Source organism: Duncaniella freteri (assembly GCF_004766125.1).
In the GTDB taxonomy this organism is placed as follows: domain Bacteria; phylum Bacteroidota; class Bacteroidia; order Bacteroidales; family Muribaculaceae; genus Duncaniella; species Duncaniella freteri.
In genome coordinates, this window is sequence record NZ_SJSA01000001.1 from 686,640 (window position 1) to 711,231 (window position 24,592).

18 protein-coding genes are annotated in these 24,592 nt (G+C 47.4%); 3 read left to right on the top strand and 15 right to left on the bottom strand.

The window, feature by feature from the left end; all coding sequences use genetic code 11:
* Positions 1-688: 688 nt before the first annotated feature.
* The 9 genes from argH to EZ315_RS03000 form a co-directional block, all read right to left on the bottom strand.
* Positions 689-1,981: an argininosuccinate lyase gene (gene argH / locus EZ315_RS02960; RefSeq protein ID WP_242452480.1), complete on the bottom strand. Its 1,293-nt coding sequence runs from the start codon at positions 1,979-1,981 to the stop codon at positions 689-691.
* Positions 1,978-3,045 (bottom strand): M20/M25/M40 family metallo-hydrolase, encoded by a 1,068-nt coding sequence (locus tag EZ315_RS02965; RefSeq protein ID WP_135470483.1) that lies wholly within the window; start codon positions 3,043-3,045, stop codon positions 1,978-1,980. The genes argH and EZ315_RS02965 overlap by 4 nt, the downstream gene beginning before the upstream one ends.
* Positions 3,042-3,827: an acetylglutamate kinase gene (gene argB, locus EZ315_RS02970; protein WP_369698955.1), complete on the bottom strand. Its 786-nt coding sequence runs from the start codon at positions 3,825-3,827 to the stop codon at positions 3,042-3,044. The genes EZ315_RS02965 and argB overlap by 4 nt, the downstream gene beginning before the upstream one ends.
* Positions 3,824-4,777, bottom strand: coding sequence for a Rossmann-fold NAD(P)-binding domain-containing protein (locus EZ315_RS02975; protein WP_135470487.1), 954 nt, complete (start codon positions 4,775-4,777; stop codon positions 3,824-3,826). The genes argB and EZ315_RS02975 overlap by 4 nt, the downstream gene beginning before the upstream one ends.
* Before the next feature lie 3 nt (positions 4,778-4,780).
* Complete coding sequence (locus tag EZ315_RS02980; RefSeq protein WP_135470489.1) at positions 4,781-5,932, bottom strand: aspartate aminotransferase family protein; 1,152 nt, start codon at positions 5,930-5,932, stop codon at positions 4,781-4,783.
* A gap of 14 nt (positions 5,933-5,946) precedes the next feature.
* Positions 5,947-6,909, bottom strand: coding sequence for an N-acetyl-gamma-glutamyl-phosphate reductase (gene argC / locus EZ315_RS02985; RefSeq protein ID WP_135470491.1), 963 nt, complete (start codon positions 6,907-6,909; stop codon positions 5,947-5,949).
* 9 nt (positions 6,910-6,918) lie between these two features.
* Positions 6,919-8,124 carry an argininosuccinate synthase gene (locus EZ315_RS02990; RefSeq protein ID WP_135470493.1) on the bottom strand — a complete coding sequence of 402 codons (1,206 nt, stop codon included), beginning with the start codon at positions 8,122-8,124 and terminating at the stop codon, positions 6,919-6,921.
* Between the two features lie 35 nt (positions 8,125-8,159).
* Positions 8,160-8,774, bottom strand: a complete 615-nt coding sequence (locus tag EZ315_RS02995; RefSeq protein WP_135470495.1) for a GNAT family N-acetyltransferase — start codon at positions 8,772-8,774, stop codon at positions 8,160-8,162.
* A gap of 345 nt (positions 8,775-9,119) precedes the next feature.
* Positions 9,120-10,316, bottom strand: a complete 1,197-nt coding sequence (locus tag EZ315_RS03000) for an L-serine ammonia-lyase (RefSeq protein ID WP_135470496.1) — start codon at positions 10,314-10,316, stop codon at positions 9,120-9,122.
* Positions 10,317-10,660: 344 nt separating this feature from the next.
* On the opposite strand from EZ315_RS03000, the gene EZ315_RS03005 reads away from it, so the two are divergent.
* On the top strand, positions 10,661-11,773 hold the full coding sequence (locus tag EZ315_RS03005) for an IS4 family transposase (RefSeq protein ID WP_242452481.1): 1,113 nt from the start codon (positions 10,661-10,663) through the stop codon (positions 11,771-11,773).
* Positions 11,774-11,816: 43 nt separating this feature from the next.
* Here the strand turns inward: EZ315_RS03005 and EZ315_RS03010 are convergent, their stop codons facing one another.
* The 6 genes from EZ315_RS03010 to EZ315_RS03035 are packed head-to-tail and all read right to left on the bottom strand — an operon-like array spanning position 11,817 to position 21,995.
* Entirely contained in the window at positions 11,817-13,100 is a 1,284-nt protein-coding gene (locus tag EZ315_RS03010; RefSeq protein ID WP_135470500.1) for a DUF4843 domain-containing protein, read from the bottom strand.
* 13 nt (positions 13,101-13,113) lie between these two features.
* Complete coding sequence (locus EZ315_RS03015; RefSeq protein ID WP_135470501.1) at positions 13,114-13,332, bottom strand: hypothetical protein; 219 nt, start codon at positions 13,330-13,332, stop codon at positions 13,114-13,116.
* Positions 13,333-13,350: 18 nt separating this feature from the next.
* A complete protein-coding gene (locus tag EZ315_RS03020) occupies positions 13,351-14,769 on the bottom strand; it encodes a RagB/SusD family nutrient uptake outer membrane protein (protein WP_135470503.1) in 1,419 nt (472 codons plus the stop codon).
* Positions 14,770-14,781: 12 nt separating this feature from the next.
* A complete protein-coding gene (locus EZ315_RS03025; RefSeq protein ID WP_242452482.1) occupies positions 14,782-18,048 on the bottom strand; it encodes a SusC/RagA family TonB-linked outer membrane protein in 3,267 nt (1,088 codons plus the stop codon).
* A gap of 58 nt (positions 18,049-18,106) precedes the next feature.
* Positions 18,107-20,419, bottom strand: coding sequence for a S9 family peptidase (locus EZ315_RS03030; protein WP_242452483.1), 2,313 nt, complete (start codon positions 20,417-20,419; stop codon positions 18,107-18,109).
* A gap of 16 nt (positions 20,420-20,435) precedes the next feature.
* A complete protein-coding gene (locus EZ315_RS03035) occupies positions 20,436-21,995 on the bottom strand; it encodes a S8 family serine peptidase (RefSeq protein ID WP_242452484.1) in 1,560 nt (519 codons plus the stop codon).
* 169 nt (positions 21,996-22,164) lie between these two features.
* Here EZ315_RS03035 and EZ315_RS03040 point away from each other — a divergent pair, with 169 nt between their 5' ends.
* Together EZ315_RS03040 and EZ315_RS03045 are read left to right on the top strand one after the other, a co-directional pair.
* Positions 22,165-23,163 carry a glycosyltransferase family 2 protein gene (locus EZ315_RS03040; RefSeq protein ID WP_135470507.1) on the top strand — a complete coding sequence of 333 codons (999 nt, stop codon included), beginning with the start codon at positions 22,165-22,167 and terminating at the stop codon, positions 23,161-23,163.
* An 80-nt stretch (positions 23,164-23,243) separates the two neighbouring features.
* On the top strand, positions 23,244-24,557 hold the full coding sequence (locus tag EZ315_RS03045) for an acetylxylan esterase (RefSeq protein WP_135470508.1): 1,314 nt from the start codon (positions 23,244-23,246) through the stop codon (positions 24,555-24,557).
* The last annotated feature ends 35 nt before the right edge of the window (positions 24,558-24,592 follow it).

Below are 24,592 nucleotides of genomic sequence, written 5' to 3' on the forward strand. Positions count from 1 at the left end.
TTTTTAAAAATTAAACTGTTACCTTTGTCGTGACCTGATGAAAGTGATTTATCAGTGTCACGATCTTTTTTAAGTATGTATTAGCGCATAAGAACTCTACAACACCGTCACTGAAGCGCAGTACTTTCGTCAATATTTATATTTTTTATAAACACTCAATTTATATCTTCTATAAATATCCTGTTCCTTTATCGCCGTATCCCCTCATCGGCGATCTACCCCAAAAGAGCCCCAGCTCTTTATTCCATATAACAAAAACTCACTTACAATCCCAAAACACAAACCACAGACAAACCACAACTGAAAATTCTCCTCTTCTCCACAATTGTACATAGACGTCTACATCCCTGACATTTGTACACTTCTACAATCCGATACGTTTCTGCTTATATGATTTATCACGTCTTCCGATTGGCGTGCGGTCATGCTCTTGCCTTGACGTTACCGTGACAAATCGTTTAAGCAAAAGTATCTTCTTACCATAATCTAACACGGTGATATACCTTACTTATACATATGACTTAATACGATCTATGTCACCATTTTTAATTTACATGAGAGAACTAAATTAATTTACACTGAAGAGCGCAAGATATACAAAAGCGCAGCTTCGTACTGACGCTCTGTGGAGGTCCCCTCAGGAATGCATTGCATTTCTGAGGGGACTGTTGGTATCGGATACGTAACTCTACTTTATTTTAGAAGCTATCGAACGGAATTTTTCGGCAATCCGGTCATTACACAGGTTACCGATGCTTCCGGAGTGGGAATGACGGACGTTACGTGACGGAGAATAGGAGCCATTCTGAACTTCAAGACCAACCTTTTTGTATGCCTCGCGAAACGGCATTCCGTCAAGCACAAGGCGGTTGACCTCCTCGACCGTAAACAGATAGTCATACCGCGAATCATCCACTATGCCATCTCTGACGAGTATATGCCCCAACATAAACTCAGCCATATCCAGGCACTCTATAAGTTCTGTGGTTGCCGGGAAAATAATATCCTTAAGCAATTGCAGATCACGATTATATCCGAGAGGCAGATTGGCAGTAAGCAAGGCAATCTCATTCGGTACCGACTGAAGACGGTTGCACTTACCGCGCATTATCTCAAATACATCAGGATTCTTCTTATGAGGCATAATTGAAGAACCGGTGGTAAGATTGTCAGGGAACGAAACGAAACCGAAGTTCTGGCACATCCACATGCACACGTCCATTGCCAGATGTCCGAGCGTAGATGCTATCGAGGCAATAGCCATCGACACAGCACGCTCCGTCTTACCTCGGGACATCTGCGCGGCAACGACATTGTAATGCAAAGTCTCAAAACCGAGCAGGCGCGTGGTCATCTCCCGGTCAAGAGGGAACGAAGATCCATATCCGGCAGCTGAGCCGAGCGGATTCTGATTGGCAACATTATATGCAGCCACAAGCATCTGCATATCGTCAGCCAATGATTCGGCATATGCTCCGAACCATAATCCGAATGACGAGGGCATAGCCACCTGCATATGGGTGTATCCGGGCATAAGCTTGTCCTTATGCTCCTCGCTCAAAGCCTGAAGCCGGTCAAACAGTCGGTTGACAGCCTCAGCAATATGCCTGATCTCGTCACGCATAAAGAGCTTGAGGTCAACAAGCACCTGATCATTGCGCGAACGGCCGGAATGAATCTTTTTGCCAATGTCACCAAGCCTGGCTGTGAGCATGAACTCCACTTCGGAATGCACATCCTCAACACCCTCCTCTATCACAAAGTCGCCACGCTCTATAACATCGGCAATATCCTCAAGAGCCTCGATAAGCAAGTCAAGCTCATCTTTTTTCAACAGCCCTATGCTCTCAAGCATACGTATATGAGCCATAGAGCCCTGCACATCGTAGCGCGCAAGGCGCAGATCAAGCTCGCGGTCACGACCCACAGTAAATTCCTCTATCATTCTGTCAGGCTCGAAGCCTTTGCTCCAAAGTTTCATATAATTATATCGTTCAGTATGTTATTATAAATCACTATCGCTTCATGGATCTCTTCGATGCGTATGTATTCATCGGCAGTATGGCTGCGCGATGATTCTCCGGGGCCTATTTTAAGTGAAGGGATATTATACATGAGCGACATATCGCTCGTAGTCGGGGATACGAACGGAATCCGCCCCATCCTCATTGCCGCCGTCACGAGCGGATGGGTCTCCGATATGACCGAAGCCCTCACGCGTGTGGAACGCGGAGTCAATACACTCCACTTCACCTGAGACTGCAACATATCCACCAGCTCCTCATTGGAGCAGGCATCGGTGGTGCGTATATCCACTACCCATATGCACTCATCAGGAATAGCGTTATGCTGCCAACCGGCATTGATCTGAGTGACATTCATGCTCACCGGACCAAGCACCTGCGACTCCACCGGAAAACGGAATGAACGCACACACTCTATATCTTCCATGGCACGGTAAATAGCATTGACACCCTCCCCTCGCGCAGCATGACCGGTGACACCTGACGTAACACAGTCCAGCACCACAAGTCCGCGCTCGGCTATAGCAGGCTGCATCGCAGTAGGCTCCCCGACTATAGCACAGGCGATGTCAATGCCTTTACCTGCAAGCATAGGAAGAAATGCTCGCATGCCGTTCTCTCCACCCACCTCCTCCTCAGCCGTGATACCAAGCAGAAGATTGTAAGGCAACCGGCGGGAACGGTTGTCGATAAATGTCCTTATAAGCGACACCACTGAAGCCCCGGCATCATTACTGCCCAGACCATACAGCACACCATCCTCAATATCCGGAGAAAAAGGATCCCTGGTATAACTGCCGGCAGGACGGACTGTATCGTGATGCGAATTGAGCATCAGTGTAGGCAGAGCAGGATCAAATCCGTCAGATACTGCCCACACATTATTTCCATATCTCTCAGGAGAGATTCCCGACTCTGAGAGATAATCATATATCACCGTGGCAGTCCCATCCTCCTCTCGTGAGAAGGAGCGGACTGCCACGAGCTGTTGCAGCAATGCGATCTCTTTATCTACATTCATTTTGACAGCACAGTACCTGTATCATTGTTAAGATTGGAGGCATGCTTGATAATAACACTTCTCACCCCGGCATCTATAGCGCGGAATGAGTTATCAAGTTTAGGTATCATTCCCTGACCCACGGTACCGTTACTCCTCAACGCCGAATAACTTTCAGCGGTGATGTGTGCAATCAGCGATTCCGGACAACATATGTCCCTCATCACCCCCGGTTGCTCAAAACAGTATATAAGGTCGACCGGCGCAACAGCCGACATGCCTATCGCAACAGCCGAGGCTACGGAATCGGCATTACAATTGAGTAAAGAACCGTTGCCGTCGTGGGTTATTGCACAGAACACAGGAGTCAGTCCCGCATCAAGCAATGACCCTATCAGAGAGACATTGACACCATCCGTATTAATGTCGCCAACATAACCATAGTCGACAGGCTGAGGACTGCGGCGGGTAGACCTTATGGAATCTCCGTCAGCCCCGCTCAGTCCGACAGCGTTACAGCCGATGGCTTGAAGCTGCGATACAATACGCTTATTGACCAGACCGGCATACACCATTGTCACCACATCGAGTGTGTCACGTGAGGTGACACGCCGTCCGTCGATCATAACTGACGGTATCTCCAGACGAGCACCAAGGCGTGTAGCCTCTTTGCCCCCTCCATGCACCAGAATCTTGCGCCCTTCAAGAGCCGTAAAATCCCTTAGAAACCGCGCCAAAGCATCCGGATTGTCGACAATATTGCCACCAATCTTTACCACCTTTATATCCCGGTCCATAGTCATAGGCTCTCAAGAAGTCGTTTTATAACTACCTGGGCGGATATCTCACGGTTTGCCGCTTCCGGGATAACTATCGAACGGTCCGAATCAATCACCTCGTCAGTAACAATCATATTGCGTCTTACAGGGAGGCAATGCATAAAGAATGCATTGTCAGTAAGTCCCATTTTTTCAGAATCGACAGTCCATGCCCGGTCGGTCGATAGCACCTTGCCATAATTGTCACCGGCATATGCCGACCAGTTCTTGGCATACACGAAGTCAGCCCCCTCAAGAGCTTTGCACTGATCATACTCCACATAGGCATTTCCTACAAACTCCGGAGCAAGCTCATAACCATGAGGATGTGTGATGACAAATTCATAATCGGTGGCGTTCATCCACTCGGCAAACGAATTAGGCACAGCCTGAGGGAGAGGACGCGGATGCGGAGCCCATGTCATAACCACTTTGGGACGTTTCTTGGTCTTGAACTCTTCAATCGTTATCAGATCGGCAAAGCTTTGAAGTGGATGACGAGTAGCAGCCTCCATTGAGAACACCGGACGCCCCGAATATTCTATGAACTGGTTTATCACACGTTCCTCATAATCCTCTGCCTTGTCCTTAAGACCGGCAAACGACCGCACCCCTATCATATCGCAATACGATCCCATCACAGGGATTGCTTCAAGCAGATGTTCAGCCTTATCGCCATCCATCACCACTCCGCGTTCAGTCTCAAGTTTCCATGCCCCCTGGTTGACATCAAGCACCATTACATTCATGCCCAGGTTCATCGCTGCTTTCTGAGTACTCAGACGGGTACGGAGCGAAGAGTTAAAGAATATCATCAACAGAGTCTTGTTCCTACCCAGTTGCGTGAAACCGAACTTGTCGGACTTGATTTCGAGAGCCTCTCTGACAGCTATGTCAAGAGGTCCTATATCACTGACATTTGTGAATTTTTTCATAATTCATGAGGATTGAGCAGTTTTTATAAATTCTTCAAATGTTCTCAGGAACTCATCGGCCTGATCTTTATTTAAACCAAGAGCTGGAAGGAGACGTACAGTATGCTCACCGGCACCTCCTGTGAAAATTTTCCCTTCAAAAAGCAGTTTCCGACGCAACGCCGCAGCCTGGCCTCTGATCTCAATACCTATCATAAGCCCACGTCCGCGCACATCCACGATCTCACTGTTACGCTCTGCCATCGCATGCAGACTGTCAATAAGGTACTGACCCACCTCAGCAGCATTCTCCACCAAGTGCTCCTCAGCCATCACATCAAGCACAGCTATAGCAGCGGCACATGCAAGATGATTGCCACCGAATGTAGTGCCAAGCATCCCTTTCCTCGCTTCTATGGAAGGCGATATTAGAACAGCACCCATAGGGAAACCATTGGCTATGCCCTTGGCACATGTCACCATGTCGGGACGCACACCGGCATGCTGATGGGCAAAGAAGTTTCCTGTACGTCCGTAGCCCGACTGTATCTCGTCAAGAATGAGCAATGTGCCGGTATTGTCGCACACGGTGCGCAACTGGCGCAGAAAGTCATCATCAACCATACGGATCCCGGCAACACCCTGGATCCCCTCGATTATCACTGCTGCAAACTCCATGCCGGAGAGCCTTTCGCGAACTGCCGCTATATCGCCAAGCCCGACGGACACCACATTGTCTGTGGCATTGAACGGAGCCTGTATATTAGGATTGTCTGTGACGGCTACCGCCCCCGACGTACGCCCATGAAAAGCTTTGTCAAAAGCCAGGACTTTACTTCGTCCGGTGGCAAAAGATGCCAGCTTAATAGCATTCTCATTAGCCTCCGCCCCAGAATTACACAGGAACAGGGAATAACTGCTATAACCGCTCATACGTCCGAGACGATCAGCAAGCTGCTGTTGCAGAGTGTTCTTGACCGAATTGGAGTAGAATCCTAGACGTGCCACCTGTTCGCTCACCGCCTTTACATACAATGGATGAGCATGACCTATGGATATCACGGCATGACCGCCATATAGGTCGAGATAACGTGTGCCGTCAGCAGTAAAGACGTATGATCCTTCACCCCTGACCGGTTCTATATCATATAATGAATATACATCAAATAATGTCATGATACTGTAATGTATTAGAACGCCGAAGGCTTCAGCGCAAGACCCATTCTCTCAGGCAATCCGAACATAAGATTCATATTATGAACCGCCTGACCGGATGCCCCCTTAAGAAGGTTGTCGATAGCACACAGCACAAGGAGCTTGTCTCCATGCTTTTCGAGCGAGATGACACATTTATTGGTATTGACCACCTGCTTTAGATCGACAGGCCGGTCTGAAACAAAAGTGAACGCCGCACCGGCATAAAACTCCTTGTAGAGTTTAGTTAAATCACCGATCTCCATTCCGGTGGTTATGTCAGCCATAACGAATATGCCTCGGGCGAAATCGCCACGCACCGGTATAAAACTTATGTCCGGGTCTTTGCCTCCCTGCAATCCGGAGAGGGTCATCTTTATCTCCTTGAGATGCTGATGCTCAAATGCCTTGTAAACAGATATATTATTGTTACGCCATGAGAAATGAGTTGTAGCTCCGGGCTTCACTCCTGCTCCTGTAGATCCGGTAATACCGGTGACATGCACCTCGCCTTCAAGCAAACCGGCTTGAGCAAGTGGAAGCAGAGCAAGCTGTACAGCTGTGGCAAAGCATCCGGGATTGGCGAGCTTACGGCAAAGCTCCACTTCATTCCGCCTGAGTTCGGGCAGTCCATACACATAGCCGTCCGATTCATCACGATAGTCCTGTGCAAGATCAATAACCTTAAGATCCTCAGGCAACTCGTTATCTTCCCAAAACTTACGGCTGAACCCATGCCCCTGGCACATGAACACCACATCGCAGGCATTGAGGTCAAACGTTTCGGCAAATCTCATGTCAGTCTCCCCGATAAGTCCCTCATGAACATCAGCCAAAGGGACTCCGGCATTGCTTGTGGAATGGACCCAAGCCACCTCCACCTCCGGGTGGTTGATGAGGAGCCTCATGAGCTCCCCGGCAGTGTAACCCGCCCCACCGATTATTCCGGCTCTGATCATAATGTATAACTATTCTTCTTTGCCGTTCCTGCTCTGAACATTGTGATATATCTTCATCTGGTTGCCAAGTATCTTGGTAAAGCCTTTCACATCATCGGCACTCCAAGCTTTGTTGACCTCGCCATATTCACCGAAATCGGTTTTCATAAGATCAAACGGAGAATCCACACCCACTAGAGTATAACCGAGCGGACGGAGAGTCACCTCTACAGTGCCGCTCACATTACGCTGTGAATTCTCAAGAAACACCTCCATGTCCCTCATCACCGGCTCAAGATACTGCGACTCGTGCAGGAACATACCATACCAGTTGCCTATCTGGTCCTTCCAGTATTGCTGCCATTTGGTCAAAGTATGTTTCTCAAGCATCTTATGAGCGGCTATAATAAGTATGGGACCGGCAGCCTCGAACCCAACACGTCCCTTGATGCCTATTATAGTGTCACCTATGTGCATATCACGTCCTATGCCGTAGCGTGAACCGAGGCGTTCCACCTCCCGGATAGCCTCAATACGGTCATCATACATCTTGCCGTTTACAGCCACAACCTCTCCCTTGTCAAATGTCAGGGTCATTCTCTCCTCACCTTGTCCGGTCACCTGGCTCGGATAAGCACTTTCAGGGAGGGTCTGTCCGGAGTGGAGCGTCTCTTTACCTCCTATGCTGGTACCCCACAGCCCCTTGTTGATGGAATACTCCATCTTCTTATAGTCCGCATCAATGCCGTGACTGCGCAGATAGTCTATCTCATATTCACGTGTGAGGGTCATATCACGAGTAGGTGTGATTATCTCAATCTCAGGCGCAAGAATCTGAAATGTAAGGTCAAAACGCACCTGATCATTACCAGCTCCTGTAGAACCGTGAGCCACCGCATCGGCCCCTATCTTCTTGGCATACTCTATAATGGCAATTGCCTGGAATATACGTTCCGAAGACACCGAAATAGGATAAGTGCCGTTACGGAGCACATTTCCAGCGATCATGTAGCGGATACTCTTTTCGTAATAATCCTTAGTAACATCAAGAGAGGCATGTGACACTGCGCCTAAAGCCATGGCTCGTTTCTCGATAAGCTCAAGTTCCTGAGTGCTGAATCCTCCGGTATTGGCTATAGCTGTGTGTACTTCATAGCCAAGATCCTCAGAAAGATACTTGGCGGCAAACGATGTGTCAAGACCGCCACTGAAGGCGAGAACTACTTTCTTTTTCATTTTATGGTCGTTTACAAGATTTTCAAAAACAATTTTTATTTATGGAACAGTTTGGACACCCTGTTCTTTATCCACATCCAATAGGGACGGCTCTTGGACGGACGCTCCATCTTTGCCTTGGGGTCAAACAACATGCCTGTGCACAGACACATGCGACGATTGTTGCGCTGAAGGATGTCATAATTGACACATCCCTTGCATCCCTGCCAGAACTCCTCGTCAGTAGTGAGCTCGGAGAATGTCACCGGTTTATAACCCATATTGGAATTGAGTTTCATGACTGGCAGCGACGTGGTGATAGAGAAAATCTTAGCAAACGGGAATCTAAGTCTCGCAAGCTCGAAAGTCTTAGCCTTGATACGTGCTGCCAGCCCCAATCGTCGGAACTCAGGATCGACAATGAGGCCTGAGGTGGCCACATAATCACCATGTTCCCAGCTCTCTATGTAACTGAATCCGATTAGACGGTCATCACAGAGAGCAACTACAGCCTTACCGCCCTTAATCTTTTGAGCGATATACTCCGGCGATCTGCGGGCAATGCCTGTGCCACGCTGGAGAGCTGATTCATAGATGAGGTCGACTATTTGCCCGGCATACTTGCAATGCTCTTCTTCAGCAAACATCACCTTAATCTGGTCATTGTTCATCTGACTTACTGCGATACTTAGAAATTGTTTATGCTGATTCCGGCAAACTTCACGCTTGCCATATGTTACTAATTGTACTAAAAACTAAATAGCTCATTAAAAGTTTCCGCAAATATACACATTTTCCTATCAAAAAGCCACAACCAACTATCTATTTTATTCAAAATTATCATCCATCACCTCAAATTCACAATAATTTTATTATTTTCTATTCAGCCATATGATTTAATAGAAAAATTTTCCATCCCATTCTATGATTGATAACCTCCGACAATTATCAAAACGATCAACAACAGTTTCAAATATCAGTTGTTGATCATTCTGAAATTGTCGGAAGCAAAAGGGTCAGTTTATGACTGCCAAACCACCCTGTGATGTCTCCTTATAGAGCGACGGAAGGTCATGGCCTGTCTGCTTCATGACTTCCACTATACGGTCAAAACTAACCGAATGCTTGCCATCGGAAAACGCGGAATACAGATTGGCATCCAAGGCTCGGGCAGCTGCATAGGCATTTCTCTCTATGCATGGGATCTGAACCAGTCCGCACACCGGATCACACGTAAGCCCCAGATGGTGTTCCAGTCCCATTTCTGCCGAATACTCTATCTGAGCAGGTGTACCGCCAAACAATTGAGATGCTGCGGCTGCCGCCATAGCGCAAGCGACACCCACTTCACCCTGACAGCCCACCTCTGCACCTGACACTGATGCATTATGTTTGACCACAGCCCCAAACAGTCCAGCAGTCGCCAACGCCCTAAGTATCCTCTTCTCAGAAAAATCCTTGGATGTATGAAGATGATAAAGTACAGCCGGAACTATGCCGCAGGAGCCACAGGTAGGTGCGGTGACAATCTTTCCTCCCGATGCATTCTCTTCACTCACGGCAAGAGCATATGCATACAGCAGCCCCCGGCTCTTAAGGCTATTATTGTAACCGGCAGCATGAACATAATAACTCACAGCCTTACGACGGACTCCAAGACCGCCGGGAAGCACCCCTTCGGCCTCAATGCCTCGCAGCACAGCCTCCTTCATCACAGTCCACACTTGATAAAGATAGTCCCACACATCCGAATCCTCGCATTGATCGACATATTCCCAATAACTCTTGCCCGACTTCTCACACCACCTCAAAATATCCTTGATGGTGTGCATATCATAGACGTTTCTCTGGGGCTCACGTGTCTCCCCTTCCTTAAGTATGTCACCTCCGCCTATACTGTAGAACGTCTGTTCGACATACGGCTTACCGTCAAAGTCAAGTGCCTCGAACTTCATTCCGTTCGGATGAAAAGGCAGAAATATATCCGGCTTCCATACTATCTCACATGGCGCATACTTGGTCAATTCGTCAAGGATAGCCTTATCGGTCATATGCCCCTTGCCTGTAGCAGCCAACGATCCGTAAAGAGTCACACGGCGCGAACCGGCATCAGGCGACATATTCATGAATTCCTGAGCAGCCTTCAATGGTCCCATGGTATGGCTGCTTGAAGGACCGTGACCGATTTTATAAATAGTCTTGATTGATTCCATAATTCTATAACATTGCGAAATTGTGAAAGTTGAGAAGAGGGGTGCAATACAGATTTTTACGCAAAATTAGCAAAAAATATGGTGCGAGCCTCATCAATCAGACCCACACCATACTTTTATTTACAGACACTGGCGTCTTTTAAAATCTGTTAATGCGAAATTGTTAAACTCTGTATTCATGTTGGTTACGCGATTTTCAGGCCTGCAAACCTTGTCGCACTTTTCAAATGATTACATTGGGGTTGGAGCCTTAAAACTCGGTTCCCCAATTTTTCATGAATGCAGGACGATACATTTTCAGCCAGATTGTTGACTTTTTGCCAAAACGCAAATTTGAAAGAATCATGGAGCATCGTACCAAAAATAAGGTTGAGGACAGAACCCTCGGATGGCAGTTGTCTTATTGGGGACAGTTGCTTGTCCTTATATTCGGTCAACTGCTCGGATGTCGAAGTCTCCGTGAACTCTCGGATATCACTACAGCACATCGCAAGAAATCCTTTCATCTCGGATTTGGCAAAGAAGCGGTAGACCGTAATATTCTCTCCAGATGCAATACCAATCGTGATTGGCATGTGTTCGAGGAGTTCGCCAACCATATGATTGTGCTGGCTCAGGAAGCCCGTATAGACCGGGAATTTTGTATCGGCGGCAAGTTCTATGCGTTCGATTCCTCCACGATTGACCTTTGCATGAGTGTTTATGACTGGGCAAAGTTCAGAAGCACCAAGTCCGGCATTAAACTGCATACCCAACTTGATATAGTGACGCAGATTCCAGTTATGATAAACATCACCAATGCCTCGGTTCATGATGTAAATGCGATGGATATCATTGATTATGAACCGTTGGCCGGTTATATCTTCGACCGTGGATACTGGGACTTGGATAGGCTTCATAAGATTGAGGAACTTGGAGCCTTCTTTGTCATAAGAGAGAAGGCTAAGCCGAAGTTCATTGTCGAGGATGGTCTGGACATGCCCGAGAATGGAAACATTCTTCAAGATTATACCGTAAGGTTTACCGGTAGACGCAATGCATCCAATTACCCTTCCCGGATTAGACGTATTGTAGCGTATATCCCTGACCTGAAGAGAAGTTTTGTTTTTTACACAAATAATTTCTTCCTGTCTGCCGAACAGATTGTGTTCCTTTACAAGAACCGATGGCAGGTGGAGCTTTTCTTCAAATGGATCAAACAGCACCTTAGAGTCACCACATTCTGGGGTAATTCCGAGACATCCGTCAGAATACAAATTTATGCGGCTATATGCACTTACTGCGTTGTCGCAATAATCGAACATAAAATGAAACTTGAAAGAAACATCTACGAAGTCATGAGAATCCTCGGCAGCTCCCTGCTTGTCAAGGAGCATATCAAGGACTTGTTGACTCCAGAACCGGTGCCAGCACAAATAGCAAATTGCCATCCAACTCTTGACCTCGAATTTGATTAACACTTTTTAAGAGACACTAGTGATTTACAGATATAACGTATTCCTACTGAACTCTGGTAAAATATATCCTTATAGGAGCCATAGTCCAAAGGTAGGTGTCATCATATATCCAATCGGAGAGATCACCACCATATTCACCATATACAGGAATCCAGTCGCCAATCCAGCATTCAAGATACTCCTTGCCATCTGACTGGATAAGATTGAACGCAACCTGGGCATCACGTATATCCTGCTTAGTGTCAGAGAACGATATATTTATTCCCGGCACCTTGAGCCTTGTGAAATTAGTGTTTACGCCATTCTGATCCTTGAACTCCTTATCTACCTTAATGAATTCAACATCGCGCGTGCCTGAACCGAAATATTTGGCAAGATCCTTGCCGAACTGTGGTGTAAACGCATATTTCTCGTATGTCTCGCCGGTCAGTACCATCTTGTCGTCAGCCGATGCCACAGGAGCCTTGTCGGGATATATATTTGCCATGCCCCAGTCCTCGTACATCTGAACATCCGCGAAGTCGAAATGATCAAACTGCCATGTCCCGGAGAAATTGTCCGGACCTTTGATCGTTACAGTCATTTCAGGATTAGCACCAACAGCATATCCGTCCTTATCGACAAGACGGAACACTATCTTGTCCCTACCGGGTTCGACCTTGAGCATATTGACCTTAAGAATACCTTCTCTGGCATTGGCCGGATACTTGATCACATGCCCCTCAGGCATTTCAAAATGCTCACCTTCCACCGCGGTGGACTGTTCAGCATCTATCTCCACTTCAAATATCTCTTCGACCTTAGGACGATACATGCTGCCCTTCATGTCATAAAGTTTCAGTTTGAACTCTCCATCCAGGTCAATGGTACCTGCCGTCTCCATAAACGACATCACATACCCATTTTTGCCAAGAAGATTGATCGACGCATAGTTGACAAGCCCGAGGCAATATCCGGAAGGAGCCTCGGCAAGATTGATGAACAGCTCCAACTTATCATCGGGCATACTCTCCTCTATTCGCGACACTATGAACGAACCGGTAGTCTCTCCCGCCTTGATCACAACACCTTCGTCGGATATGGTATAATCAACATCCCTCACGGCACTGCCTCCTAATCTTACAGGGATACGGATATCCTGAACAGGTGGCACCTCAGCTGTAACAAGAATGGTTACATCCCCTTTAGCCATAGTGAAATGCGACTTCTCAATGAATATCTGCGGTAATGTGCTGACACCATTGTCATCATCAGAGCAGGACACCAATGATGGCATCACACACATGACTACCGACAAAAGCATCAGCCTGTATAACATCTGTCTCATAGCGATATCATTATTAATTGTTATTGACTGCCGCCTCATACTCTGCCTTTATGGCTTTTAATTCAGCGGTCTCCTCTGCCGTCATGATTGTAGGGTCAGGGAGTTTATACACCTTGGTCGAGGACGATTCCTTATAAGGAGGCACCTCGTCAACTTTCTCACAAGAGCTCAGAGCAATCCCTGCTGTCACAATCGACAGCAATATACCAGGACGTAATATATATTTCTTCATGACTTTATCTTAATTTTATTATCGGTCAACGATCTCGGTGTAACCTGGATTCTGAATCAGATTATCGGTTATGTCAAATTCCCTTACAGGTATGGGGAATGTGTACATATAACTGCGTGTAACATACTTAAATCCGTCCAGATAGGACACGAATTCAGGAGAACCGTTGCGCTTAAGTTCAAAGAAACGATCACCCTCCAGAAAGAGTTCCTTGCGCCTCTCGCCAAGTATCAGCCCAAGGAGCGGTGTCAAAGCCTTGCCTGTCACATCTGTGGTGATTATCTCACTTCCGGGAACATCAGGGATATCGTTCATCTCTATATCGACATAATCGGATATTCGGTTGGAACGGAGACGGTTGATCGACTTAAGAGCCTCATCCGACCGGTTAAGGTGATAATAGCATTCCGCCTCGATCAACGCGAATTCAGCAGCACGCATCCCACAGAAAATCTTGTTCTTGGCGAGACGTTTTTCATTAAAACAAAGATTGTAACGCACATCCGCTACACTCTCATTGCCACGGTAATAATTAAGCAGCCTGACACTTACCGGACGTGATGCAAGGCTCGTCAATGTCCCCTCTACCTCCTGATCGTTACCTGACGACGCACGATGAGCCTTGATGAGCTGATTTCCGGCAAGAGGACCTATAGTGGTCATCATTTCCACATAATCCTCTCCGCTGAGCAGAGGGTGTCTGCGCAACAGCTCCTGAGCAAGAGAGAGTGCCTTGTCCCACTGCTGTGACCAGAAATAAAGACGGCACAGATAGCCGGTGTTGACATCATCGGTGAAGCGGTACACCTCATCGGTCATGTGGAGCGAGAGTGCCATTTTCAAGTCGTTCTCAATCTGAGCGATAGTAGCTGAAAGAGAACTGCGCGCAGGAGACGCTTCCATATCAAATTCGGTCACTACAGGCACTCCGAGCTGATTGTCAGTATTGCCAGCCTCAGGGACCTCGCAGAAATAACGCATCAACTGGTAATAAGCCACCCCACGCATGGCATAGGCAAGAGCAAGTATCTTGTTAGCCTCCTCAGTGTCACGTTCCTCCATTTCATGAAGCACTATATTGCAATTGCGTATCACTTCATAATGGTCTCTGTAGTACCACTCTGTGCCATTATTGGATATCTTGCTCCCAACATAAGGGAGAAGGTCAAAGGCTCCCGGCCTGCCAGTAGAAGCAGTAAGACCTGTCTCAAAATTGTCACTGAACTCAGCATCAAGCTCAGATACATGAGAAAACCTCGGCACAAGATAGTCACACGTGCCCCGGTCTATGGCATCGAGATGACTGTTGAGCAACGCCGAAAATTCTTCCGGTGTAGTCGGCACAACCTTCCCATAAGGCTTGATGTCGAGATAATCGCTGCACGCCGTCATGGCAAACGTCACCATAGCCACGACTAATATTCTAAATATTTTCATAGGATATTGCGGTTAAAAGTTTACAGAAAGTCCCATCGAATATGTACGGGGCTGCGGATACACAGCTCCGGGAGTCTCAGGATCAATGCCATCATAGTCGGTGATGGTGAACACATTGCTCACGCCTGCCGACAGTACAATGGAATTGATAAACGCTCTCTTGAGCCATGTGTAGTCCATTGAATAGGACAGAAGTATAGATCCGAGTTTGAAATAAGACACATCCTCCATCATTGAAGCACGCGTGATATTGTCACTCGTCACCATATAGTCATCAAGCCCGAGCCTGTCACCGTAAGCATCAATGATACGTGGATAAGCGTTAACGATAGGATTGTCGGGAGTCCAACGGTTCACTCTATCCTTGGTGACATTCAGATAATTGGTGTAAAGGTCATTCTCCTGTGTCGGGACCGATTCTATGGCACTGCCTCGGTCAAGCGATGCGTACGATATGGGGCAATTGACATTATTAAGGATTTTGCCTCCCCATGAGAATGAGCCACCCATGCTAAGGGTCAACCTCTTATAACCTACCGACACTGAATAGCCGCCATTGGTGGGCGCACTGCTTGTGCCCAGATAAAACGCATAATTATTGGATTTCCGGCGGTCCGTATCAGTAGTCATCTCAACGTCGGGACGCACCTCATAGATATAAATGCCATGTTTGGGATCAATGCCCTTGACCCGTCCGCTTATAATAGACCCGAGCGGATATCCCTCATAGTTCTCATTGAACATACTCACAACTGTAGGTGTGTACTTCAGCAGCTTGTTACGGTTCCAGGCAAGATTGGCAGATAGTGTGACTCTCCAGTCACGGTTACTGAATGCTGTGGCACTTACAGTGAGTTCGGCACCCTGATTGAGAAGTTCGGAAGTGTTGAACGTCTGAGATGAGAATCCGGTAGTGTAGACAACAGGTACTGACGACACTGCATCACGAGTACGCCGGTCATACAATTCACCCTGAAGGCGGATTCTGTCATTTAAGAATCCCATATCGACTGACACTTTCATGTCTCTGGTCTTTTCCCAGCGCAGACGCGGATTGGGGGCATTGCGTATGTCACCGATCCGAAGGAAAGTATCACCGGTGTTACGGAAATAATTTGAGTAATCCATCACAAGCTGCGGATATACCGACTTGTTGATATTTCCTGTATATCCAAGCGCTGTGCGTACCGACAATGTACTGAACACAGGCTTGAGAGACTGGAAGAATGATTCCTGGTCAACATTCCATGACAGGCCCACCGATCCGGTAGGATTGAACTGCTCGTCACTGCCGAAATTGTTGGAACCGTCGGTACGGCCTGTGACACTGAGTATATAGCGATTCTTCAACACATAATCGAGAGAAAGATAAAATGACGCGAATGTGGTCTTCTCACGGCTCTGACCCGAAAGTCCGTCAATGATTTTTGCATATGCCAGCAGTGTGGAGTAATCTACATCCGATCCCTCGGGATATACAGGAAATGCCGAATTACCTGTAACCGGATCATAACCGTAACGCTTTTCGAAAATACTTTTGGCATACGCTCCACGTATCTCGGCACCGGCAAGCGCACTCACATAATGGTCATCAGCAAATGTGTTACTGTAATGGAAGTGTCCGCGCAGATTATAGCTTGTGTTATAAGCGGATGTCTGAGTGATTGACCCATATGTACGCTTCGATGTAAAGGATGGATCAAAAGGTCGGTCAAGCCATGCTGCATATGTACCGCTACCATTGATATTATCGGTGTGATTGTCAGTGTAACTATAGGACGCAAGTCCCTCGAATGAAAGATTGTCAAGGATATTATAGCTCAGAGTCGCTATCGCCTGAGCAGAAAGGTTCTTGCTTTGGGATGATGTCTCGTTAAGCTCGCGTATGATATTGAATCCGTTTTCAGGCTCACTCATGGCTGTCGCACCGTTAACCCTCCTGAAAGTGTGGTATGTATTGTCTGCGGCATATGATCCGTCAGCATTGAATGTCCTCTCATATGGATTAGCAAAATAAGCATACTTGAAAGGATCGACATTGAGGGAGGCGCCGTTGCTCTCCTGCATCGAGAGGTCGAGCTGTATGCCTATCTTAAGTCGGCGACTGGGCTTGAGGTCAAGTTTGGAATTGATGTTGTAACGCTCATAATCAGTCTTTTTAACCAATCCGTTATTCTTGGCATAACCGAGCGACACATAATAAGAAGTCTTGTCCGATCCTCCTGACAAAGACAGATAATGGCTGTTGGATACAGAATTCTGAAACAGCTCCTCATACCAGTCGGTCGACTGCTCGCCAAGGCGGCTGATCTCTGCATCCTGCTGCTCCTTAGTCCATCCGGCATACTGTCCGTAGCCCGACCTTATCTGACCTACTGCACCAATCACAGGGTATCGTAGCCCATTAGCCATACGGTCGGCAGAGAACTCGTCCCAAAGCTCCTGTTCCCAGGCAAGTTTCTCAGTTGAGTTCATAAGGTTGGCATCATGAGGAGGCTTGGTAACAATCGAGACATTGGCTGAATAGTTGACATTGAGCTTGCCTTCCTTGCCACGCTTGGTGGTGATGACAATCACACCGCCGGCAGCTCTCGATCCGTAAATAGCGGCAGCCGAAGCATCCTTCAGCACCGTTATCGACTCGATGTCGTTAGGATTTATTCCTGATATGCCGTTGGTGAAGATGTCGTTGAAATCACCGGCTTTAACCTGAGAAGAAGATATAGCGGGGATATCCTTCTGCAAGGGCACACCGTCGACCACCCATAAGGGATCGGCATTTCCGGTGATGGTGTTTGTGCCTCGTATACGCACTTTGGCTGACTCTCCCGGCCTGCCTGAAAGGGCTTTCACATCCATACCTGCCACCTTGCCCTGCATTAGCATGTCAAGATTGGCAGTAGGCGAGCCCTTAAGGTCCTCAGCCGAAAGTGTGGCGACCGATCCTGTGGTGCGACGCTTGGTGGTACGCTGGTAACCTGTCACCACTACCTGATCAAGCTGTGACGAGTCGTCTTCAAGGAGAATGTCTCCCTTAAGCGGCTTGTTGACCTTGACTGAGACCGTTTTCAGTCCCACATATCTGAACTCTACGCGTGCTCCACGGTCAACCCATAGCTTGACGCGACCATCCATGTCGGAAATTACGCCTTGTTTCTTACCGGATATCTGCACTGTTGCTCCGGGAAGCGGCTGATTCTCGGAATCCACCACGGTCACATCAATCTCTACCATCGAATCGGGTGAGGGTTGCTGTGCCGCCAGTGTAATTCCTATCATGCAGAAGCAGATCAATAAGATTGCTCTGACTGGCGAATAATGCTTCATAAGGTTAAAATTATTTATGATTGATAATGTTGATATGACTGACTGTGGGGTCGAGGAGATTGTCTGCAAAATAATAACGTATCATATTCTGGTAATAAGAGCATTGCACCCCATGGTCCTTGCCAGGAAGAACGAACATGTCAAACCTCTTTCCTGCCCTTATAAGCGCATCGGCAAGACGATAAGTACAGGATGGGGGCACATTCTTGTCAACATCTCCTGTGATAAGCAATAGCCTGCCTTTCAGATTGGGAGCAAGCTCCATATTGGTAGGGATGGATGTGCGGAATTTTGTCCTTCCGGTGACACTGTCGGTCACCTCGTCAAGTCCGTGGAACACCTCGCCCCACCATTGTATATAGATATTGTTGTCATGATTGCCCGATGCCGCAACCCCTACCTTATAGAAATCAGGATATGTCATCATGGCTGCCGCCGTCTGGAACGCGCCTCCAGAATGACCGTATATGCCCACACGATTCAGATCGATGAACGAGTGACTCTTTGCAAGCTCCTCAATGGTATGCTTGTCATCCGCAAGCGGATAGTCACGCAGGTTCCCATAACCGTAAGTATAGAAATCCCTTCCACGTAAAGGTGAACTACCACGCGATGAAGCGTTGATGACCACAAACCCCATCTCGGCAAGCGACTGGTTACCATTATCATCGACAGCAAACCCGCGTGTCACCTGGTCGTCCTGTGGACCGGGATACACATTGGTTATTACCGGATATTTCTTCTTCGGGTCAAAATCAGAAGGAAGATACATAATGCCGTAAAGATCAGTCACCCCATCGGCAGCCTTGACACTGAACAGCTCAGGGGCTTTCCATCCTGCGGCACGAAGTCCGCTCACATCCATCGAATCCACCACGAATGTCTTTTCCGGATTGTCTATATCAACCACCTGCATCACTGTGGGGAGATCCATACGTGAATAGCGGTCTATACCCCATTTACCATCCTTGGAAATCTCAAGGCTATGGGTCCCGTCGCCAGGGGTCAGTAACCGCTGTCCCGAGCCATCAAGATTAACCTTATAATAATATGTATAATAAGGATTTATACCTGCCTCATTCCCATATCCGGCAAAGATCATGGACCGATCGGATGTATCAATCTTCATAATGCCTCCCGCCACAAGATTATCTCCTGAAGTGACACGGTTCTTGATGTTACCATCGGAATCATAAAGATAATAGTTACCTCTGCCGGTACGCTCCGACCACCAAAGTATCTCCTTGCCTCCTGCTATCAAGCGGTAACCGAAAAGCGACAGATTCATATGGGGCCTGCATTCCTCCGATATCAGTTCCGTAACAGTCCCATCCTTTATATTGATTCGGCACAGGTCGATATTATCGGCCTTACGGCTTCGCCTTGTAAAAAAGGCTATACTGTCAGAGGTAAAGAAATTCATTTCAACCAGTTGGTCAGGATATTTATCTATCGGAAGATATCTACCCTCACAGGTCTCCGGATTGAACCAATAGATGCGGAAACGCCTCACACCTTCATCGCCAGGCATAGGCATTTTGAACACATTGACCTTTGGACGTCCGTCCGTCAGGGACTCTATGAATCCCATTTCCTTTATACTGCTGTTATCATATATGACCTGCATGAAACGGTTGCCATACCATGCCCCCGAAGAATTCTCAATAGTATCGGCAGTGTTGCGATAGGTATGCGAGGCACCCTCCTTTCCATCATCGGTGAGACGTGTCACCTTGCCTGAACGGTTGTCACGGACATACAGGTCATAACCACATCCGAGCATCGAGAATGTTGAATCCGGATTATGAACATTCCTTTTTCTGAAACGATCCACAATCTGTTTCCCCTCTTTTCTATCCTTTTTCGGTCTGCTTTCTCTCAGACGCTCAGATCCTATATCATAGACCATAGTCTTTCCCTTGCGATTGATCTCAAACCTCCTGGTATCCCCGTCACGAAATTCAAGCCCATAGATAGTCATATCCTCAGGATTGAGCGTATCACCTGTGATTCCGGCATAATCGCGTACGAACCGATGTGCATCACGTATGAATTCCCTACTCTTGCCTGAGGCTGCATCTACAAGATAGAAACGCTTGCGCCCATTCCTTTTCACCGCATAATGGAACGATGATGTCCCCTCTATCCATGTCGGGTAGAAATAATGTCCGTCCAGACATTTCGACAAGGAATCGCCTGAAAGCCTCTCCACACGGTCCCAGTCCACACCCATATGCCCTGTCCTGATCTGAGCCCATCCGGCAGCCCATCCGCACAGAAACATGACAGAGAATACGACACATCTTATCCGCTTATTAGCCACAGCCTTACACATTGGTTCATTTATTATTGTCAACAATCATCTTTACGGCCCTATAGGCATCGACAATACCACCGCTTCGGCATTTGCCATTCAAAGGAACCTCCGGGCGGGAACTTCTCACAAGTATATCCTTCACCTGTGAGGCTTTGAGTCGCGGGAAATAGGCACGGAGCATAGCCGCCACAGCACTTGCCACAGGTGTGGCGACACTTGTGCCGTCCGCCTCCATATATTCGTTTCCCACTGTATTGGAGCGAATGGCGACCCCCGGGGCAAAAACATCGACCTCCCGTACACCGAAATTTGACATCGAAGCAGGATTGCCATCCTTGTCAGATGCACCTACCCTTATATAGTTATCGTAGAACACCCCTTCAGGATTCTTTCCTGTGGGGAAATATGGCACCGAGTCTATGTTCATATGATTGTTGCCGGCAGCCTGCAACAGAAGGACATCATGCTGCAAGGCATACCCCACGGCATCACTTACCATAGCACTGTCAGGTGATGTCATCTTGCCTATGCTCATGTTTATCACTTTGGCTCCATTGTCTACCGCATAACGGATTGCTGTAGCCACATCTTTGTCATACTCATCTCCATCCGGGGCTGCTCGCAGTATCATAAGACGTGCAGCAGGATACACCCCCGAGCATGACGGCTCCTTTATTCCCTGTCCTGCTATGATCCCTGCCACAAATGTCCCATGTTCACATCCTTCAACCTGAAGACAAGTGTTACCGTAATACACGTCATCAGGGTTCTTAAGATCATCCCCCATAAGCAGTCTCTTGTCCACATCATGTTCTATTCCATGAAGACGTTTTTTCATAAGGGCGAAACCGTTCTTATGCGTATTGTAAAGCTCGTTCCATGTCACGCCTTTCTTTGCACGCATCATGTCGGCAAGAAGCGGCTGGAAAGCAGCCTCAAGCCTCTCATCATCCGGAAGTCCGGAAGCCAGATTGCTCACTGTAATTGTGTCGAGTGTTTCACGAAACACCACGCGTGCTACAGAATCGATAAGAGCATAACACTCATCCTTCAAGGCTGTGTAAGCTGCCATCTTCATATAGCCGTTGATCCCGGCTTTCTGCCGCATCCTCACATAATAATCATACTCAGCCTTGTCTGCCGCAGATTCCCTCTCGACATTTTTATATTTGGGATAAAGACGCTTGAACTCACGATATTCCTCCGTACCCGCGCTTGTCATATTAAAACTGCCGTCCTTTGTGCCGAGAAAATTCCAACCATGCAAGTCATCGATATACCCGTTTCCGTCATTGTCCCTGCCATCAATACGTTCTCCTGGATTAGTCCAAAGAGCGGGGGTCAGATCTATGGTAGTGGTATCGACACCCGAATCGATAATACCTACCACAACAGTAGCCGACGGCTCAATATTGCGGGACTCCAGAAATCTGATTGCTTTAAACAGATTTATTCCATGTAAAGTGTCATTATATTCCTTATGCCATCCGGCTTTATCAATCGCCGGCACCTCAGAATACATCCCGAATATCAAGGCTAAAACAGCTACGGCCCTTATATAATTCAATAAATGTGTCCTCATTGCACTTATATATTAAAAACAGCAACTATTAATTCATATTTATTTACAAATATATGATAATTTTTCACTATTTTTCGCCCTATTAACTACTTTTAACCTAACATATTATTACATTTGTTATTTCAAGTATTTTTAGTACTTTTGCTATATAATAACCAATACGCCCATTATGCCTTACATTTCGGTCATCATGCCTGTCTATAATGCCGAACGATTCCTGGACTGTTCGGTAGGTTCGGTGTTGTCACAGACCTTTGATGACTGGGAACTCATATGCTTCAACGACGCCTCCACCGACAAGAGCATCGACATACTCAACAGATATGCATCTTCCGATAAAAGAATACGTGTCATAGACTCACCAGTCAACGTAAAACAAGGAGGTGGACGCAACCGCGGACTGCTTGCCGCGAAGGGTGAATATGTGATGTTTCTTGATGCCGACGACAGGCTCGCCTCACATGAATCGCTTGCCACATGCATCAGGGCTATCAAAGAAGAGAATGCGGACATGGTACTCTTTGACTACGAGACATTCCGCAACGATGGTTCTGATCCGGTAACAGTGAGCCCTCTCGGACAAGAAGCTGCCGAACTGAGTGGCGACAACCTGCGCCGGCACATCACCATGCATCCCGGCCCCATATGGTCAGCCGTATACAAGCGCACACTTATACTCGAAAACGGACTGTTGTTTCCGGAAGGTGTGTTCTATGAGGATAACGCTGTGGCTCTTGCCATACAGCTTTCGGCATCACTTCCAGCAAAAATCAACGCTTCCATCTACGGTTACCGTACCGACAACACCTCCGTCACCAGAAGCCGGAACGATTACAGGTTCTTCCACCGTATAAATTCGGCCGTGACCCTTAAGAGTCATCTTGTCCGCCTAAAGCTATACGACAGATGGCATGATGAAATTGATTTTCTGCTGCTTAACCAGTACTATGTTCACACAGTGTACGGCTGTATATACCGATTCGACCGTCTGCCGTTAAAACGACTCAAATATGTGCTGTCGACCATAGACAGGCTGACACCAGGATTCCGCAATAATCCATATTTCAAGTCACAGTCGATAAAATGGAAACTGAAACTTGCAATACACTCAGTATTCCCGCGCCTTATCCACAGCATATTCATGATGAAAAATAAGTTCAGTCATTGATCCATTTAAGGAGAGCTGAAAGATCGGTATGAGCATATCTATTACCACATTAAGTATAAAGTCAAAATAACAATTATACCATGAAACTACTGAATGCCATATTTACATTACTCATCGCACTGTCAACAACAATGACACCTGCAACAGCTGCCGCTGAGAATTACCCTTACCGCAGCGATGCCCTATGGGTCACCGTGCCCGATCACGCCGACTGGCTTTACAAAACAGGCGAAAACGCCACAATCGATGTACAGCTGCTCCACTACGGACAGCCGGCATCAGGAGCTACCGTCACTTATACACTGGGCGATGACATGCTACCCGATGACCGTAAAGAGACCGTAAGACTTGATGAAAACGGAAAAGCGACAATCAACATCGGCACCATGGCAAAACCAGGATTTCGTGACCTGCGCATGACGGCTACACTCGGAGGGAACAAGACTGCACATCACATAAAGGTTGGATTCTCACCCGAAAGACTGGAGGCGTTTGTCCGTGAGCCCAAGGACTTCTCACAATTTTGGGACAAAGCAGTCACCGAGGACAAGAAATTCCCACTTCAATACACCTCCGAACCGGTTGAGAAATACTCTACCGACAAGATGTCGTGCCAATTGATCAAACTCCAGCTCAATCCTGAAGGAAGATGCATGTATGCTTATCTTTTCATCCCCAAAGGGGATGACAGATATCCCGCCGTGCTATGCCCTCCCGGAGCAGGAGTCAAGACTATAAAGGAACCTCTACGGCACCGTTACTACGGCGAAGGCGGTATGATAAGATGCGAAATCGAAATACACGGATGCCATCCCGAACTGAGCGAGGAGGAATTCGCACAGCTGAGAAACGAAAAAGGGAAATATCTTGAATTCGGACTCGAAAGCCCGGAAGGATATTACATGAAAGATGTGTATCTCGGATGTCGCCGTTTCCTCGATCTGCTGACATCACTCCCCGAATGGGACGGCAAGAACCTTTTCACACAGGGAGGGAGCCAGGGAGGAGCACTTGCCATAACTACAGCGGCACTTGACGAAAGAGTAAACGGATGTGCCGCCAATCACCCGGCACTCAGCGACATGACCGGATACCTGAGCGACAAAACCGGCGGATATCCCCATCATTTCCGCAAGAACCGTAATGACGCGACACCTGAGAAGATAAGGACTCTCGAATACTATGATGTTGTAAACTTTGCCCGCCATCTCAAATGTCCTATACGTATGACATGGGGATTCAACGACAACACCTGCCCACCCACCACTTCCTATGAAGTATACAACGTAATCACCTCCCCGAAAGAGGCTCTGATAACACCAGTCAACGAACATTGGACCTCAGATAACACTGAATACGGCCACTACCTTTGGCTAAAGGAGCATTGCAAGTAAATTCAGTCACAGGACACATTTAAGGAGCCTTAATT